At 69.9% G+C, this 14,284-nt stretch carries 16 protein-coding genes and 1 tRNA gene; 7 read left to right on the top strand and 10 right to left on the bottom strand.

Annotated elements, in window-relative coordinates; translation table 11 throughout:
* Nucleotides 1–26 precede the first annotated feature (26 nt).
* From ACFO27_RS03660 to ACFO27_RS03650, 3 genes are all read right to left on the bottom strand, one after another.
* Entirely contained in the window at nt 27–434 is a 408-nt protein-coding gene (locus ACFO27_RS03660; protein WP_376816047.1) for a YgiW/YdeI family stress tolerance OB fold protein, read from the bottom strand.
* A 96-nt stretch (nt 435–530) separates the two neighbouring features.
* Nucleotides 531–1,919: an ATP-binding protein gene (locus tag ACFO27_RS03655; RefSeq protein ID WP_376816046.1), complete on the bottom strand. Its 1,389-nt coding sequence runs from the start codon at nt 1,917–1,919 to the stop codon at nt 531–533.
* Nucleotides 1,916–2,584, bottom strand: a complete 669-nt coding sequence (locus tag ACFO27_RS03650; RefSeq protein WP_376816045.1) for a response regulator transcription factor — start codon at nt 2,582–2,584, stop codon at nt 1,916–1,918. Before ACFO27_RS03650 ends, ACFO27_RS03655 begins: the two co-directional genes overlap by 4 nt.
* Before the next feature lie 132 nt (nt 2,585–2,716).
* Here ACFO27_RS03650 and queG point away from each other — a divergent pair, with 132 nt between their 5' ends.
* Complete coding sequence (gene queG, locus ACFO27_RS03645; RefSeq protein WP_376816044.1) at nt 2,717–3,796, top strand: tRNA epoxyqueuosine(34) reductase QueG; 1,080 nt, start codon at nt 2,717–2,719, stop codon at nt 3,794–3,796.
* A 6-nt stretch (nt 3,797–3,802) separates the two neighbouring features.
* On the opposite strand, the gene arfB is transcribed toward queG, so the two are convergent.
* The 5 genes from arfB to ACFO27_RS03620 form a co-directional block, all read right to left on the bottom strand.
* Nucleotides 3,803–4,213: an alternative ribosome rescue aminoacyl-tRNA hydrolase ArfB gene (gene arfB, locus ACFO27_RS03640; RefSeq protein WP_376816043.1), complete on the bottom strand. Its 411-nt coding sequence runs from the start codon at nt 4,211–4,213 to the stop codon at nt 3,803–3,805.
* Nucleotides 4,210–4,368, bottom strand: a complete 159-nt coding sequence (locus ACFO27_RS03635; protein ID WP_376816042.1) for a diguanylate cyclase domain-containing protein — start codon at nt 4,366–4,368, stop codon at nt 4,210–4,212. Before ACFO27_RS03635 ends, arfB begins: the two co-directional genes overlap by 4 nt.
* Before the next feature lie 43 nt (nt 4,369–4,411).
* Nucleotides 4,412–5,014 carry a pseudouridine synthase gene (locus tag ACFO27_RS03630; protein WP_376816041.1) on the bottom strand — a complete coding sequence of 201 codons (603 nt, stop codon included), beginning with the start codon at nt 5,012–5,014 and terminating at the stop codon, nt 4,412–4,414.
* A gap of 18 nt (nt 5,015–5,032) precedes the next feature.
* On the bottom strand, nt 5,033–5,905 hold the full coding sequence (locus ACFO27_RS03625) for a DMT family transporter (RefSeq protein WP_376816040.1): 873 nt from the start codon (nt 5,903–5,905) through the stop codon (nt 5,033–5,035).
* Nucleotides 5,906–6,048: 143 nt separating this feature from the next.
* Nucleotides 6,049–6,124 (bottom strand) — tRNA-Phe (locus ACFO27_RS03620).
* A 133-nt stretch (nt 6,125–6,257) separates the two neighbouring features.
* Between ACFO27_RS03620 and hemA the strand changes: the two genes are divergently transcribed.
* From hemA to ACFO27_RS03590, 6 genes are all read left to right on the top strand, one after another.
* Nucleotides 6,258–7,535 (top strand): glutamyl-tRNA reductase, encoded by a 1,278-nt coding sequence (gene hemA, locus ACFO27_RS03615; RefSeq protein WP_376816039.1) that lies wholly within the window; start codon nt 6,258–6,260, stop codon nt 7,533–7,535.
* Nucleotides 7,536–7,618: 83 nt separating this feature from the next.
* Nucleotides 7,619–8,698: a peptide chain release factor 1 gene (prfA, locus tag ACFO27_RS03610; RefSeq protein WP_376816038.1), complete on the top strand. Its 1,080-nt coding sequence runs from the start codon at nt 7,619–7,621 to the stop codon at nt 8,696–8,698.
* Nucleotides 8,699–8,700: 2 nt separating this feature from the next.
* Nucleotides 8,701–9,525, top strand: a complete 825-nt coding sequence (prmC, locus tag ACFO27_RS03605) for a peptide chain release factor N(5)-glutamine methyltransferase (protein WP_376816401.1) — start codon at nt 8,701–8,703, stop codon at nt 9,523–9,525.
* A 69-nt stretch (nt 9,526–9,594) separates the two neighbouring features.
* Entirely contained in the window at nt 9,595–9,936 is a 342-nt protein-coding gene (gene grxD, locus ACFO27_RS03600; protein WP_323024887.1) for a Grx4 family monothiol glutaredoxin, read from the top strand.
* Nucleotides 9,933–10,541, top strand: a complete 609-nt coding sequence (locus ACFO27_RS03595) for a UbiX family flavin prenyltransferase (RefSeq protein ID WP_376816037.1) — start codon at nt 9,933–9,935, stop codon at nt 10,539–10,541. The genes grxD and ACFO27_RS03595 overlap by 4 nt, the downstream gene beginning before the upstream one ends.
* A 34-nt stretch (nt 10,542–10,575) precedes the next feature.
* Nucleotides 10,576–11,817 (top strand): HD-GYP domain-containing protein, encoded by a 1,242-nt coding sequence (locus tag ACFO27_RS03590; protein ID WP_376816036.1) that lies wholly within the window; start codon nt 10,576–10,578, stop codon nt 11,815–11,817.
* Here ACFO27_RS03590 and ACFO27_RS03585 read toward each other — a convergent pair.
* The gene (locus ACFO27_RS03585; RefSeq protein WP_376816035.1) at nt 11,807–13,030 is read right to left on the bottom strand and encodes an MFS transporter; all 1,224 of its coding nucleotides are present in this window, start codon (nt 13,028–13,030) and stop codon (nt 11,807–11,809) included. The genes ACFO27_RS03590 and ACFO27_RS03585 overlap by 11 nt on opposite strands.
* A gap of 2 nt (nt 13,031–13,032) precedes the next feature.
* Nucleotides 13,033–14,253, bottom strand: coding sequence for an MFS transporter (locus tag ACFO27_RS03580; protein WP_376816034.1), 1,221 nt, complete (start codon nt 14,251–14,253; stop codon nt 13,033–13,035).
* Nucleotides 14,254–14,284: the final 31 nt, after the last annotated feature.

The raw sequence follows: 14,284 nt of genomic DNA, 5'->3' as shown, positions 1-14,284 counted from the left end.
CCCGGCGCGCGGGCGTGCCGCCGGGCTCAGGGCAGCAGGATCACGCGGTCCACTTCGAATTCGTCCCGGGTCAGCCCCTTGTCGAACTCGCCGATCAGCTCCACGCGCTGCTCGGCGCTCACGGTCTGTCCGGCCGGGAAGTCCTCGTCGTCGATCTCCACGATCATGCGGCCCGTCGCGTCCTCGAAGGTGTAGCGCTCGTCGCCCTCGAACGAGACGATGCGGCCCTGCAGCCGGGCGGGCTGATCGTCGCGGCCCGTGTCGAGCAGTTGCTTGACCGTCGTCAGCTGCGCGGCGCCGGGCCCCGAGTAGCCGCCTTGCGCGGCGGCCTTGGGGGCGTTGCTGGGGCCCGTGTAGCTGGATTGCTGGGCGATGGCCGTGGTGGCGCCCAGGGCCAGGGCGGCGGCGGTCAGGAGGGATACGGTATGGCGCATGGTGCGATTCCTTTCTATGGGTGCGTGAGAATCCGCGATTCGCGGGACAACTCCATTGGACAGGACGAACCTGAAGGCAATCTGATGCGCTTCACTTCAATCCGGGGGGAAATCCAGTACGACGCCCAGCCCCCGGCCCTCCAGCCCGTCCTCGAAACGCAGGGTGGCGCCGTGCAGCGCCGCGATGCGCGCCACGATGGACAGGCCCAGGCCATTGCCCGTCTGTCCGGTGCCCAGTACCCGGAAGAACCGCTCGCCGAGGCGCGCGCGCTGATCGGGCGGCACGCCGGCGCCGTTGTCGCGCACGGCCAGGCGCGTGCCGCCTTGCGGCAGCCGCGAGGATTCGATGCGGACGCGGCCGCCTTCGCGGCCGTAGCGCACGGCGTTGTCGATCAGGTTGCGCAGCGCGCTGGCCAGCAGCGTGGGCGCCGCGCGCAGCCGCGGGACCGCCAGGGCACGCTCCATCCGGATGCCCGGGGCCGATGCTTCCATGTTCAGGCCGTCGAGCAGGGCTTCCAGGTCCACGGTTTCGCGCACCAGGGGTTCGGCCTGCGGCTCCAGCCGGGCCAATGCCAGCAGGCTTTCCACCAATGCGGTGCAGCGGTCCAGGTCGGCGCGCAACTGACGCAGATGGGCGTCGGGCAACCGCAGCTCGCGCTCGATGAGCTGCACGCGCATGCGCAGTGCGGCCAGCGGCGTGCGCAATTCGTGCGCCGCGTCGGCCGTGAAGCGCCGTTCGCTGTCCAGCGCCGTGGACAGGCGCGCCAGCAGTGCGTTGAGCGCGTCCAGGATCGGCTGCAGTTCGCGCGGCGGGTTCGGCGCCCGCACGGGCGTCAGGTCATGCGGCGATTTGGCGTTGATCAGCATGGCCGTGTCCTCCAGCGGCCGCAGCAGGCGCCGGATCAGGAACCAGCTCAGCAGGCCGAGCATCGCCAGCAGCCCCAATGCGGGCCAGGCCAGGTTCTCGGCCATCTCCTCCAGCAGGTCCAGGCGCTCCTCCATCGGCTGGGCCACCTGGGCGGTGACGCCGCCCGGGCCGGGACGCACGTGCACGCGCCAGAACTCGTCCTCGACCCGGACCGTGATCATCGTCTTGTGCCGCGCATCGGGCAGGAAGGCGGTTTTCGGTGTGTCCTCGCCCCGCAGGAGCACACGGCCGTCGGGCGCCACGAGCTGGTAGTACATGCGCAGCTTCAGCGTGTCGCCGCGCTCCGCGCGGGGATCCCGGATGCCGCCGGCGGCTTCTCCCGGCAGGCCGATCCGCAGGACCAGGCGCGAGCCTTCTTCCAGCGCGTCGTCGAAGACTTCGCTGGTGGCGAACCAGGCCACCCCGACCACGATGGCGAGGCTGGTCAGCCACAGGCCGACGCTGGTTCCCATCACGGCCAGCAGCAGGCGCCGCCGCAACGACCAGCCGCCGCGCGCCGGCGTGGCGTCCGGAGCTCCGGGCCGGCGCCGGATCCAAGGCCGTCGAAGGGGATTCATGCGGGACACAGCCCGTAGCCCTGATTGCGCACCGTCACGATGAACCGGTTGCCCAGCTTCTTGCGCAGGTTGTAGACATGGACTTCGATGGCGTTGCTCTCCACTTCCTCGCCCCAGCCGTACAGGGCTTCTTCCAGCTGGGCGCGGCTCAGGATGTGGGCGGGGCGGCGCATCAAGGCATGCAGGACGGCGAATTCGCGCGCGGTGAGCGTGACCGGCGCGCCGTCCAGCGTCACGCGCTTGGCGGCCGGATCGAGGGCCACCGCGCCATGGCGCAATTCGGGGGTGTCCTGCGCCGCGCTCCGGCGCAGGGCCGCGCGCACGCGGGCCGACAGCTCTTCCAGGTCGAAGGGCTTGACCAGGTAGTCGTCCGCGCCCAGGTCCAGGCCCTGCACGCGGTCGGCCACCGTGTCGCGCGCCGTGATCACGATCACCGGCAGGCGGGCGCGCGGCGTCCCGGCCGCGCGCAGGGCCCGCAGGACGGCGTCGCCGTCGAGGCCGGGCAGGCCGCGGTCCAGCAGGACGCACTGGTATTCGTGCGTGGCCAGCGCGGCGGCGGCCTGGTCGCCGCGCTGCAGCCAGTCCACCGTGTAGCCGTCCATCCGCAGCCATGACTGCAGGGAATCGCCCAGCGAGGGGTCGTCTTCGATCAGGAGGATGCGCATCCGGGCATCTTACGACGGAAAGATGAAGCGAAACTGATGCGCGTGCGCGAGCCTTCGGGCCGCGGCATGGCCGATGCCCGCCGGGGTTTTCCGGACCGTGGGCCAGGGAGGCGATTTCCCTATAATTTCCCGATGAACGGCAACAATCAGTGGGGCCGCCAGATCCGGGCCTGGGCACGGGAACTGGGGTTTTCCGACATCGGCGTCTCGGGGGTGGATCTGTCCTCGGCCGAGCCGCGTCTGCTGCAATGGCTCGCCCTGGGCTATCACGGCGACCTGCACTACATGGAGCGGCATGGCCTCAAGCGCGCGCGTCCGGCCGAACTGGTGCCCGGCACGGTGAGCGTGATCACCGCGCGCATGCCTTACCTGCCGCGCGATGCCGCGCCCGACTGGCAGGCCCGCGAACGCGCGCGGCTGGCCGATCCCGGCGAGGGCGTGGTGTCGCTCTATGCCCGGGGACGCGACTACCACAAGGTCGTGCGCGCGCGCCTGCAAAAGCTGTGCGACCGCATCGAGGCGCTGGTCGGTCCGTTCGGCTACCGCGTCTTTTCCGATTCCGCGCCCGTGCTGGAAAAGGAACTGGCCAGCCGCAGCGGCCTGGGCTGGCGCGGCAAGCATTCCCTGGTGCTCTCGCGCGATGCGGGGTCGATGTTCTTCCTGGGCGAGATCTTCGTGGACTTCGCGCTGGAGCCCTCCGATCCGGTGAGCGCGCATTGCGGCACCTGTACCGCCTGCATCGACGTCTGCCCCACGGGCGCCATCGTCGCGCCGGGCGTGGTGGACGCGCGCCGCTGCATTTCCTATCTCACCATCGAGAACCACGGCCCCATCCCCGAGGAACTGCGCCCGCGGATGGGCAACCACATCTACGGCTGCGACGACTGCCAGACGTTCTGTCCCTGGAACAAATACGCGCAGACCACGGAATTGCCCGATTTCGACGAGCGCGCGCCGCTGGTCGGCCGCCGGCTCGTCGAGCTGTTCGCCTGGGACGAAGAGACGTTCCTCAAGCGGACCGAGGGCGGGCCGATCCGGCGCATCGATCACGAGCGCTGGCTGCGCAACATCGCCGTGGCGCTGGGCAATGCGCTGCGCGAAGCCGACGCGGCGCAGGCCGGGGAACTGCGCGCCGCCTTGCTCGGCCGCGCCGACCATGAAAGCGCCCTGGTGCGCGAGCACGTGGCCTGGGCGCTGGCACAGCGCGCCTGAACACGGTCAGTCCGTCGCCACCTTGGCGCGCAACTGCTTGAGGGCGCTGCGTTCGGTCTTTGCCTGTTGACGTCGACGCCTGGCCCCCTGCGTGGGTCGCGTGGGGCGCCGGGCTTCGGGGATGTCGCCGGCACGGTCGATCATCTCCTGCAGGCGCGCCAGCGCCTCCTGCCGGTTCTGCACCTGGTTGCGGCTGGATTGCGCCTTGATCACGATGATGCCCGCCGCCGTGATGCGATGATCGCGCAGGCCCAGCAGCCGCTCGCGGACGGATTCGGGCAGCGTGGAAGCATGAATGTCGAAGCGCAGATGGACGGCGCTGGAAACCTTGTTGACGTTCTGGCCTCCCGCGCCTTGAGCGCGGATGGCGGTGAATTCGACGTCGTGCGCCTGGATCGGATATCGGTGTCGTGTCATGGGCGGGGCTTGCGCGACATCGCTTTGGCCCGGTACATGTCGGCGTCGGCTCGCAGCAGGGCGGTGGCGGCGCAATCGTCCCCGGCGGCATGGCCGAATGTGTCGTTGACGGGCTTGAACCGGTCCAGGTCCAGCAGCAGAACATGACCTTGCAATGCAGTATCCATGGCGCTGGTGGCGCGGTTTCCGGATTCTGCATCATAGACGGAATGGCGCCTTGGCCCAAAGGGCGCCCGCCATCGGGGCGCTGGTGCCGGGTGGCGGATCGACCTCGCGCCATGCGCCGGGCGGCAGATCTTCCAGGCGCCAGGGCCCGATGCCGATTCGCACCAGGCGCAAGGTCGGCAATCCCACAGCCGCGGTCATGCGCCGCACCTGGCGGTTGCGGCCTTCGCGGATGGTGATTTCCAGCCAGGCGGTCGGGATGCTTTTGCGGAAACGCACCGGCGGATCGCGCGGCCAGAGCCGCGGTTCCGCCAGCAGGCGGGCCTGGGCGGGCAGGGTGGGGCCGTCCTTCAGGTCCACACCGGTCCGCAGGCGTTGCAATTGGGCCTCGGCCGGCTCGCCTTCGACCTGCACCCAGTAGGTCTTCGTCATCTTGTGCCGGGGGTCGGCGATGCGCGCCTGCAGGCGGCCGTCGTCGGTCAGCAGGAGCAGGCCTTCGCTGTCGCGGTCCAGCCGTCCGGCCGGGTAGACGCCGGGCACGTCGACGAAGTCCTTCAGCGTGGCGCGGCCCTGGTCGTCGCTGAACTGGGTCAGCACGCCGAAAGGCTTGTTGAGCAGCAGCAGGCGGGAATTCATGATCGTACCTGGCGCGCTTCAGCGGCGCCGCAGCAGGACGGCGCTGATGGCCACCACCACGCACACGACGGCCAGGCCGTCCTGCCAGGTGGGCTGTTCGCCGATCAGCATGCTGCTCAGGATGCCGACGATCGGGATGGCGGTGACGCTCATGGCGCTGGTCGATGCCGGCAGCGCGCGCGCCATGGCGAACCAGATGACCTGGGCGGCGCCGTAGTTCAGCAGCACCGACCATGCCAGCACGCCCCACATGGCGGCGCCGGTTGGCCAGTGCGGCGCGGGCTCGCTGGCCCAGGCCACCAGCCCCAGGGCCAGCGAAGACAGCCCCAGCATCCAGATCAGCAGGGTTTCGGGCGCCAGCGCCAGCAGTTTCGCGCGCCGCATCCAGACCGTGCCCAGGGCCCAGCAGAACGCGGCGGCCTGCATCCACACGATGCCTTCGGGGCTGCCGGTCAGCGTGCCGAGCTCGTTCCACAGCAGCAGGGCAATGGCGACCAGGACGGCGGCGACGGCCAGGGCCAGGCGTGCCGTGAAGCGCTCGCCGTAAAAAAGCACCGACAGCAGGACGGTGAACACGGGCATGGTGAAGCCCAGGATGGCCGCGCGCCCGGCCGGCAGATGGGCGACCCCGATGATGGACAGGCCGTGCCAGCCCATCACGTTGGGCAGGCCCAGCACGACGACGCTGCGCCATTGCCGCGCGCCGCGCGGCAGCAGCGGAATCCCGCCCTGCCGCCAGTAATAGGCCAGCAGCGCCAGGGCCCCGCCAGCCATGGTGACGGCGCGGAACCACAGCGGACTCCACTCGCGCAGGCCCAGCTTCATCACGGGCCAGTTCAAGCCCCACATCAGTGTCAGCAGGACGAGGCCGAGCAGTTGACGGGCATTCAAGGGGGATACCGGGATGGGAGTGGGCAATCTCGAAGCTTAGCACCGGCCGGGAGGTCATGGCCGCCGCGAGGCGGCGCGGTTCCGGGTGGCGAAAAGCGAAAAGCCCTCGATTCCGTTCGGAACCAAGGGCTGATGCGCATGCTTGGTGGCCCGGGGCGGAATCGAACCACCGACACAAGGATTTTCAATCCTCTGCTCTACCGACTGAGCTACCGGGCCAAGACGCAGAATCATACATGAAAATTTGATCCTGTGCAGACAACGACGCTCAAAAGAGACGATCGGCATTCCATGGCCGTCCGCTGCGCCTTATAATACAGTCCAACTTCATGTGCAACTTTCTCTTGCGGGCATGTCCGTCGACGTCCTGACCTTTGGCTTGAACCACGTTTCCGCGCCGGTTTCCGTGCGGGAACGCGTGTCGTTTCCGCTCGAGCTGGTCAAGCCCGCGCTGGCGGCCCTGCGGTCCGCGTTCGGCAGCGGCGTGCGCGAAGCCGCCATCCTGTCCACCTGTAACCGCACGGAAATCTACTGCGCGGCCGATTCCGGCGTCGCGCCGGAACTGCCCGCCTGGCTGGCGGAATTCAACCGCCTGGAAACCGGCCTGCTGGCGCCGCATCTCTACCAATACCAGAAGAACGACGCCGTGCGCCATGCCTTCCGCGTGGCCAGCGGCCTGGATTCCATGGTGCTGGGCGAGCCGCAGATCCTCGGCCAGATGAAAGACGCCGTGCGCACGGCCGAACAGGCCGGCACGCTGGGCACGCTGCTGCACCAGCTGTTCCAGCGCACCTTCTCCGTCGCCAAGGAAGTCCGCTCGCAGACGGCCATCGGCGCGCATTCCGTGTCCATGGCCGCCGCCGCCGTGCGCCTGACCGAGCGCGTGCTGGGGGACCTGTCCTGTAGCAACGTGCTGTTCATCGGCGCGGGCGAGATGATCGAACTCTGCGCCACCCACTTCGCGGCGGTGCGGCCGCGCCAGATCGCGGTGGCCAACCGCACGCTGGAGCGCGCCGAGACCCTGGCCGCCCAGTTCGACGCCCGCACGCTGAAGCTGTCGGCGCTGCCGGACCACCTGGCCGAATTCGACGTGGTCGTCTCCTGTACGGCCTCGTCCCTGCCCATCCTCGGCCTGGGGATGGTGGAAAGGGCCGCGCGCGCGCGGCGCCACCGTCCCATGGTGATGGTCGACCTGGCCGTGCCGCGCGACATCGAGCCCGAAGTCGGCCGCTTGGCCGACGTCTACCTGTACACGGTCGACGACCTGGGCCGCATGGTGCAGTCGGGCACCGACGCGCGCCGCGCCGCCGTGGTCCAGGCCGAAGCCATCATCGAAGCCCGGGTGCGGCATTTCATGCACTGGCTCAGCAACCGCGAAATCGTGCCGGCGATCATCGACTACCAGCAAAGCGCCGACGCTCTGCGCCTGGCCGAGCTGGACCGTGCCCGGCGGCTGCTGGCCCGCGGCGACGACCCGGAAGCCGTGCTCGAACTCCTGGCGCACAGCCTGACGCACAAGTACATGCACGGCCCGCTGGCCGCCCTGAACCGCAGCGAAGGCGCCGAGCGCGCCCAGTTGCTGACGCTGCTGCCCCGCCTGCTGCCCGAATCCGGCGCCCGCCGCCGGTAGCGGCGATCCTCCTCTCTTCGTGCCGATCCGGTTCCGCGCGGGCCGGGTCCTGGCTTCCTTGTGATTTCCCGGAACCTCCCTCCATGAAAAGTTCGATGCGCAGCCGCCTGGAACAGCTCGGCCATCGCCTGGCCGAGATCGACGCCCTGCTGGCCGAACCGGACAGCGCCGACGACATGGACCGCTTCCGCAAATGGACGCGCGAGCGCGCCGAACTGGAACCCGTGGTGCGGGTGTTCGAATCCTGGCGGCGGGCATGCGACGATCGGGACGCGGCGCGCGACATGCTGTCCGACCCCGACATGAAGGCGCTGGCCGAAGAGGAACTGGCGGGCGCCGACGCCCGCATCGAGGCGCTGGAAGCCGAACTGCGGATCCTGCTGCTGCCGAAGGACCCGGACGACGACCGCAGCGTCTTCCTGGAAATCCGCGCCGGCACGGGGGGCGACGAAAGCGCCCTGTTCGCGGGCGACCTGCTGCGCATGTACACCCGCTATGCGGAAGTCCGCGGCTGGCGGGTGGAGCTGATGTCCGAGAGCGCGTCCGAACTGGGCGGCTACAAGGAAGTCATCGCCCACGTCGAGGGCGGCGGCGTCTACGGCCGGCTGAAGTTCGAGTCCGGCGCCCACCGCGTCCAGCGCGTGCCCGAGACCGAGTCCCAGGGCCGGGTGCACACGTCGGCCTGCACGGTGGCGGTGATGCCCGAGGCGGATCCCCAGGCCGACATCCGGATCGATCCCAACGACCTGCGCATCGACACGTTCCGCGCCAGCGGAGCGGGGGGGCAGCACATCAACAAGACCGATTCCGCGGTGCGCATCACTCACCTGCCGACCGGCCTGGTGGTGGAATGCCAGGATGACCGCTCGCAGCACCGCAACAAGGACAAGGCCCTGCAGGTGCTGGCCGCGCGCCTCAAGGACCGGCAGCAGCGGGAAGTCCATGCCCGCGAGGCCGCCCAGCGCAAGAGCCTGGTGGGATCCGGCGACCGGTCGGAGCGCATCCGCACCTACAACTTCCCGCAGGGGCGCGTCACCGACCACCGCATCAACCTGACGCTGTACAAGCTGGCGCAGGTGATGGACGGCGATCTGGATGAGCTGACCGACGCGCTGCTCGCCGAGCACCAGGCCGAACAGCTTGCCGCGCTGGCGCTGGAATGACCCTGACCCTGCGCGAATCCCTGGCGGCCAGCCCCCTGCCGCGCCTGGAGGCCCATCTGCTGTGGCAGCGGGTGCTGGGGGTGACGCGCGCCTGGCTGATCGCGCACGACGCCGATCCCCTGGACCCGGCGCGGGTCGCCGCCTACCGGGCGCTGGAGGCCCGCCGGGCGGCGGGCGAGCCCATCGCCTACATCCTGGGGCACCGGGAATTCTTCGGGCGCGATTTCCAGGTCACCCCGGCGGTGCTGATCCCCCGGCCGGACACCGAGCTGCTGGTCGAATGCGGCCTGCGGGCGATCCGGGACGTGCGCGAGCCCCATGTGCTGGACCTGGGCACGGGCAGCGGCATCGTGGCGGTGACGCTGGCGCTGGAACGGCCCGACGCGCGGGTGCGGGCCACCGACCTCAGCGCCGAGGCCCTGGACGTGGCGCGAAAGAACGCACGCGACTTGGGGGCAAAACTATTGTTTTCACACGGGAATTGGTACGATACCGAGTTGGGCTCGGCGCGATTCGATCTGATCGTGTCGAATCCTCCGTACATCGACGCGCGGGATGCGCATCTGGGGCGGGGCGACCTGCGTTTCGAACCCCGGGGCGCCCTGACCGACGAGGCCGATGGCCTGCGCGCCCTGCGCGAGATCGTGCAGGGCGCGCCCGACCATCTGGCTCCGGGCGGGATCCTGTGCGTGGAACACGGCTGGGACCAGGCGGCGGCCGTCCGGTCCCTGTTCTTGCACCGGGGGTTCGCCGACGTCGCCAGCGAGCGGGACCTGTCCGGCATCGAACGCGTCACCCGGGGCATTCTTGCCGCCAGGCCGTCCTAAGGCAAAAAGCGCCCCTCCGGGGCGGCAAGCCGAAGGCGCGGCGTGGGGCATTCATTCAGCGAGACCACCATGAGCGAAGCAGTCCAATCCGAAGTCCAGAATTTCATCCGTGAAACGGTCACCGGCCACCCGGTCGTCCTGTTCATGAAGGGCACGGCCCAGTTCCCGCAATGCGGCTTTTCCGGCCGCGCCATCCAGATCCTGAAGGAAACCGGCGTCACCAAGCTGGTCACCGTCAACGTGCTGGAAGATCCCGAGGTCCGCCAGGGCATCAAGGACTACGCCAACTGGCCGACGATTCCCCAGCTCTACGTCAAGGGCGAATTCGTCGGCGGCACCGACATCATGAACGAAATGCACCAGAACGGCGAACTGGCCCAACTGCTGAAGGATGCCGGGGCGATCGAGTGAGTTCTCCCCGGCGGCTGGTCGTCGGCATCAGCGGCGCGACCGGCGTCCGGTACGCCACCCGCCTGCTGGAAATCGCCCGGGAACACGGCGGGGTGGAAACCCATCTCGTCATGTCGCCCTCGGGGGTGCTCAACGTCCGCCATGAACTCGGCCTGGATCGCCAGGCCGTCCATGCGCTGGCCGATCACGTCCATAACCATCGCGACGTGGGCGCGGCGCTGGCCAGCGGCAGTTTCCGCACGGCCGGCATGGTGGTGGTCCCCTGTTCGATGCGGACGCTGGCGGCCGTGGCGCACGGCCTGTCCGACAACCTCATCACCCGGGCGGCGGACGTGACCCTCAAGGAACGCCGCCGGCTGGTGCTGATGGTGCGGGAAACTCCCTTCAATCTGGCGCATCTGCGCAACATGACGGCGGTGACCGAGATGGGCGGCGTGATCTTCCCGCCGTTGCCGGCGTTCTACCTGCGCCCGGCCACGCTGGACGATCTGATCGACCACACCGTGTGCCGCGTGCTGGAACTCTTCGACATCCATGTGCCCGGGCCGCGGTGGGAAGGCCTCGACGGCCCGGGCATCCACCCGCAAGGCGCCGGGGCTGCCTGATGCGCAGTCCCCGCCCGTTTCCCGGAACCCGAGCATGATCAAAAAAGTCCCCGTGTCCCAACTGTGCGTCGGCATGTACGTGCATGACCTGGGCGGCTCCTTCCTGGACCATTCCTTCTGGCGTTCGCGTTTCCTGATCCAGAACGAGCGCAAGCTGCGCCGCCTGCGGGACTCGAAGCTGGAATGGGTGCTGATCGACACCAGCCGGGGCGTGGACGTGTCCGCCGGCGGGCCGGACGCCGCCGCGTCCGTGCCGCAGGCCGCCCCCCGGTCCGAGCCGGCGGTTCCCGGCGCGGCGCGGCCGTCCGCGAAGGCGGCCGACGCGGCGCCCCCGCCCGCCACGCCGGAGCAGCAGGCCTTCGACGACGCCAGGGACATCATCGAAGGTTCGCGGGAACAGGTCCAGCAGCTGTTCGCCGACGTGGACCTGGCGGGCAAGATCGACCTGCGGCAGATCGAGGGCCTGGTCCAGGACATGGCCGATTCCATCGACGGCCACCCGGACGCGCTCACCAGCCTGGCGCGCATCAAGCGCGCCGACCAGTATCTCTATGCGCATTCCGTGGCCGTGGCGGCGCTGATGACCTCGCTGGCGCGGACCCTGGAGCTGTCCGAGGACCAGGTGCGTTTGGCCGGGATGGCCGGCCTGCTGCACGACATCGGCAAGGTTCGCGACCCCGACGAGGCGCCCGGCAAGCTCGGCCGCCCGATCCAGCCGCCCCAGGAACTGCTGCGCAAGCATCCGCAAAGCGGCGCCGAGGTGCTGCGCCGGGATCCGGACGTGCCGCCCGAGGTCGTCGACGTCTGCCTGCACCACCACGAGCGCATCGACGGCAAGGGCTTTCCCGACGGCCTGGCCGGCGAAGACCTCAGCCTGCTGGCCCGGATGGCGGCCATCTGCAATTACTACGACGAAGTCACTTCGACGCGGCCCTTCAAGAAGGGCTGGGATCCGGCCTTCGCGCTGTACAAGATGCTGAAGTCCGAAGGCCAGTTCGACATGGACGTGCTGGGCGCCTTCGTGCGCACGGTGGGACGCTATCCGCTGGGATCCATCGTCAGCCTGACGCAGAGCGAGCTGGGCCTGGTGGTGGCGCAGAATCCCGAGGCGCCGGAGCTGCCCGTGGTCAAGATCTTCTACTCGATCCGCTGGAGCCATGCCATTCCGGAGCGCCGGGTGAACCTGGCCGATCCGGACTGCCCCAGCCGCCTCCTGCCCGTGGCCGCGCCCGTGGACTGGGCCCAGTCGGGCCTGCCCGTGCCGCCTATCGTGTAGCGGGCCGCGCCCGCAGGCCGATCAGCACCGCCAGGACGATGCCTGTCGCCGCGAAGGCGGCGGTGGCGGTCCAGGTCCATTGCCAGTCGCCGCCGGCCCGGTTGACCACCCAGGCCACGAAGGGCGGTCCGACGAACTGGCCCAGGGACGAGCATTGCTGCATCCAGCCGATGGTCGTGGAGGCGGTCTGCGGGGAGGGCGCCAGGGTCAGCCCCAGCACGAACAGGGTGGTCGGCACCAGGCCGCCCACCATGGAAAACATCAGCACGGCCACGAACTGGCCCGTGGCCGGCAGGCCGGCGCCGAATGCGGCCCAGGCGCACAGGATCATGGTCGCCAGCCCCGTGACCAGCAGTTGCCAGCCGGCCACGCCGTGGTGCAGCAGGCGGCCGGCGGACAGATTGCCGATCGCGTTGGCGCCCGCCACGATGGCCGTCAGCAGGCCCGCCGTGGTGCCGCCGATGCCCTGGGCGGCGTAGATCGTCGGCAGGAACCCGATCACCGCCATCCATTGGCCCGCGTACAGGCCGAAGATCAGGGCGACCAGCCAGACGCTCGCCGACCCCAGGGTCATGCGCGCCATCCGCGCCAGGGAGTCCCGGGGCGGGCCGCCGGCGGCGACGGGATCCGGCGGCACGAGGCGCAGGGTGAGCAGCAGGCAGCACAGGGTCAGCGCCGCCAGCAGCGACCACAGCAGCTGCCAGCTGCCCAGGCTGAGGATCCAGGACCCCGCCAGCAGGATGATCACGGTGCCCAGCGGCATGTAGCTGCCCCACAGGCCCATGATGCGGCTCAGCCGGTCCGGCGGCACTAGGCGGCGGATCAGCGCCGGGATCGGCATGGCCACCATCAGGACGCCGCAGCCTTCCGCCGCGCGGAACAGCAGCACCAGCAGGCTGGAGTCCAGCCAGGCGCCCAGCGTCGAGGCGGCCGCCAGGATGGCCAGGCCGGCCAGGATGCAGCGGCGCAGGCCGATGCGTTCCGCCACCAGGGCGATCGGCAGGCCCAGGATCAGTCCGCCGAGCTGCACGGCCGACAGCAGGAAGCCCGATTCGACCAGGCTGAGCCGGAATTCGGCCTGCAGCTGGGGCAGGGCCGGGGGGACTTTCCAGATGTGCAGCGCGGCGCACATGCCGACCAGCACCAGGAACAGGGCGGCGCGTACGGCGGCATGGGTGTCGGCGGCGCGGGGTTCGGGGGCTGTGTGCGGCATGGTCAGGGGAGGGCGGTTTTGCGGGGCAGCCAGCGCCAGAACATCCAGGCGGCGACGAAGCCCAGGGCGCCGACGGTGGTGATGCCGCCGGCGAGCGACAGGACGGCGGTGATGCCGGACATCAGCAGAGGCCCGCCGCCGCCGCCGAGGTCGGTGATCAGCCGCCAGATGCCCAGGAACCGGGTGCGGTCGGCGGCGGGCGAGGCGTCGGCGCCGATGGTCATGATGATGCCCGAGCCGATGCCGTTGCCCACGCCCAGCACCATGCTGACCGCCAGCAGGCCGGCGAATCCCGTGGTCCAGGGGATGGCGACCAGGCTGGCGCCCATGATCAGCATGCAGGGCAGGGCGACCCAGTGGCGGCCGCGCAGGTCCATGATCCGGCCGGCCGGATAGAACAGCAGCATGTCCACGCCGCCCATGACCCCGTAGATCAGGGCGGTCGCCGTGGCGTCCAGGCCGATCTGGTCGGCCCAGAGCGGGATGACGATCTGGCGGCAGGACCGGATCGCCGAGACCAGCCCGGTGGCCACCCCCAGCGTCAGGAAGACGCCGGCGTGCGTGCGCGCCAGGCTAACCAGGGACAGGGGCGGGGCGTCGCGGTTCGCGGCGCGGTCGCGGGGTTCGAGGTCCGGGATGGTGAAGGCCAGGATGCCCGTGCCCAGGAAGGCCAGGATGGCGGCCCAGTAGGCCCCCGGCAGCCCCATCAGGTGGATGAAGCCGGCGGCCATGAAGGGGCCCGCGAACAGGCCCACCCGCATGGTGCCGCCCAGGGTGGACATGGCGCGCGCGCGCATGGAGGGCGGCACGGCCTCGATCAGGTAGGTCTGGCGCGCCAGCAGGAAGACGGAGCTGGCCAGGCCGATCATCAGGACGCCCAGGCCGAAGACCCAGGGGGCGCGGGCGATCAGGCACAGGACCAGGGCGGCCAGGCTGACGACGGCCGCGCCGATCATGGCCCGGCGTTCGCCATAGCGGTTGGCCAGCGCAGCGGCTGGCAGGTTGGCCATCATCGAGCCGATGCCGATCAGGGCCACGATCAGGCCGGCCTGCGCGGAACTGGCGCCCAGATCGCGGGCGCTCAGGGCGAGGACAGGGTAGATGGCGCCTTCGCCCAGGCCGAAGAGCAGGGAAGGGCCGAACGCCGGCAGGGCGATCCGGACCAGGCTGAAGGAATCGGAAGAGGGTGGCACGCCGGGGGGTCGGGATGACCAAATCGGCATTGTCGCATACGGGTGGGGGAAATGCCCGGGG

Source organism: Castellaniella denitrificans (assembly GCF_042653765.1).
Taxonomy (GTDB): Bacteria; Pseudomonadota; Gammaproteobacteria; order Burkholderiales; family Burkholderiaceae_B; genus Castellaniella; species Castellaniella denitrificans.
Note: the sequence above shows the minus strand (reverse complement) of the source record. Positions and strands in the feature narration are given on the sequence as shown.

Excerpts from the sequence above, each read along its gene's own strand:
- queG (WP_376816044.1), top strand. The coding sequence starts at position 2,717 with ATGAACGGCAACAATCAGTGGGGCCGCCAGATCCGGGCCTGGGCACGG.
- hemA (WP_376816039.1), top strand. The coding sequence starts at position 6,258 with ATGTCCGTCGACGTCCTGACCTTTGGCTTGAACCACGTTTCCGCGCCG.
- ACFO27_RS03585 (WP_376816035.1), bottom strand. The coding sequence starts at position 13,030 with ATGCCGCACACAGCCCCCGAACCCCGCGCCGCCGACACCCATGCCGCC.
- ACFO27_RS03660 (WP_376816047.1), bottom strand. The coding sequence starts at position 434 with ATGCGCCATACCGTATCCCTCCTGACCGCCGCCGCCCTGGCCCTGGGC.
- arfB (WP_376816043.1), bottom strand. The coding sequence starts at position 4,213 with ATGACACGACACCGATATCCGATCCAGGCGCACGACGTCGAATTCACC.
- ACFO27_RS03590 (WP_376816036.1), top strand. The coding sequence starts at position 10,576 with ATGATCAAAAAAGTCCCCGTGTCCCAACTGTGCGTCGGCATGTACGTG.
- ACFO27_RS03655 (WP_376816046.1), bottom strand. The coding sequence starts at position 1,919 with ATGAATCCCCTTCGACGGCCTTGGATCCGGCGCCGGCCCGGAGCTCCG.
- grxD (WP_323024887.1), top strand. The coding sequence starts at position 9,595 with ATGAGCGAAGCAGTCCAATCCGAAGTCCAGAATTTCATCCGTGAAACG.
- prfA (WP_376816038.1), top strand. The coding sequence starts at position 7,619 with ATGAAAAGTTCGATGCGCAGCCGCCTGGAACAGCTCGGCCATCGCCTG.
- ACFO27_RS03580 (WP_376816034.1), bottom strand. The coding sequence starts at position 14,253 with ATGCCGATTTGGTCATCCCGACCCCCCGGCGTGCCACCCTCTTCCGAT.
- ACFO27_RS03630 (WP_376816041.1), bottom strand. The coding sequence starts at position 5,014 with ATGAATTCCCGCCTGCTGCTGCTCAACAAGCCTTTCGGCGTGCTGACC.
- ACFO27_RS03650 (WP_376816045.1), bottom strand. The coding sequence starts at position 2,584 with ATGCGCATCCTCCTGATCGAAGACGACCCCTCGCTGGGCGATTCCCTG.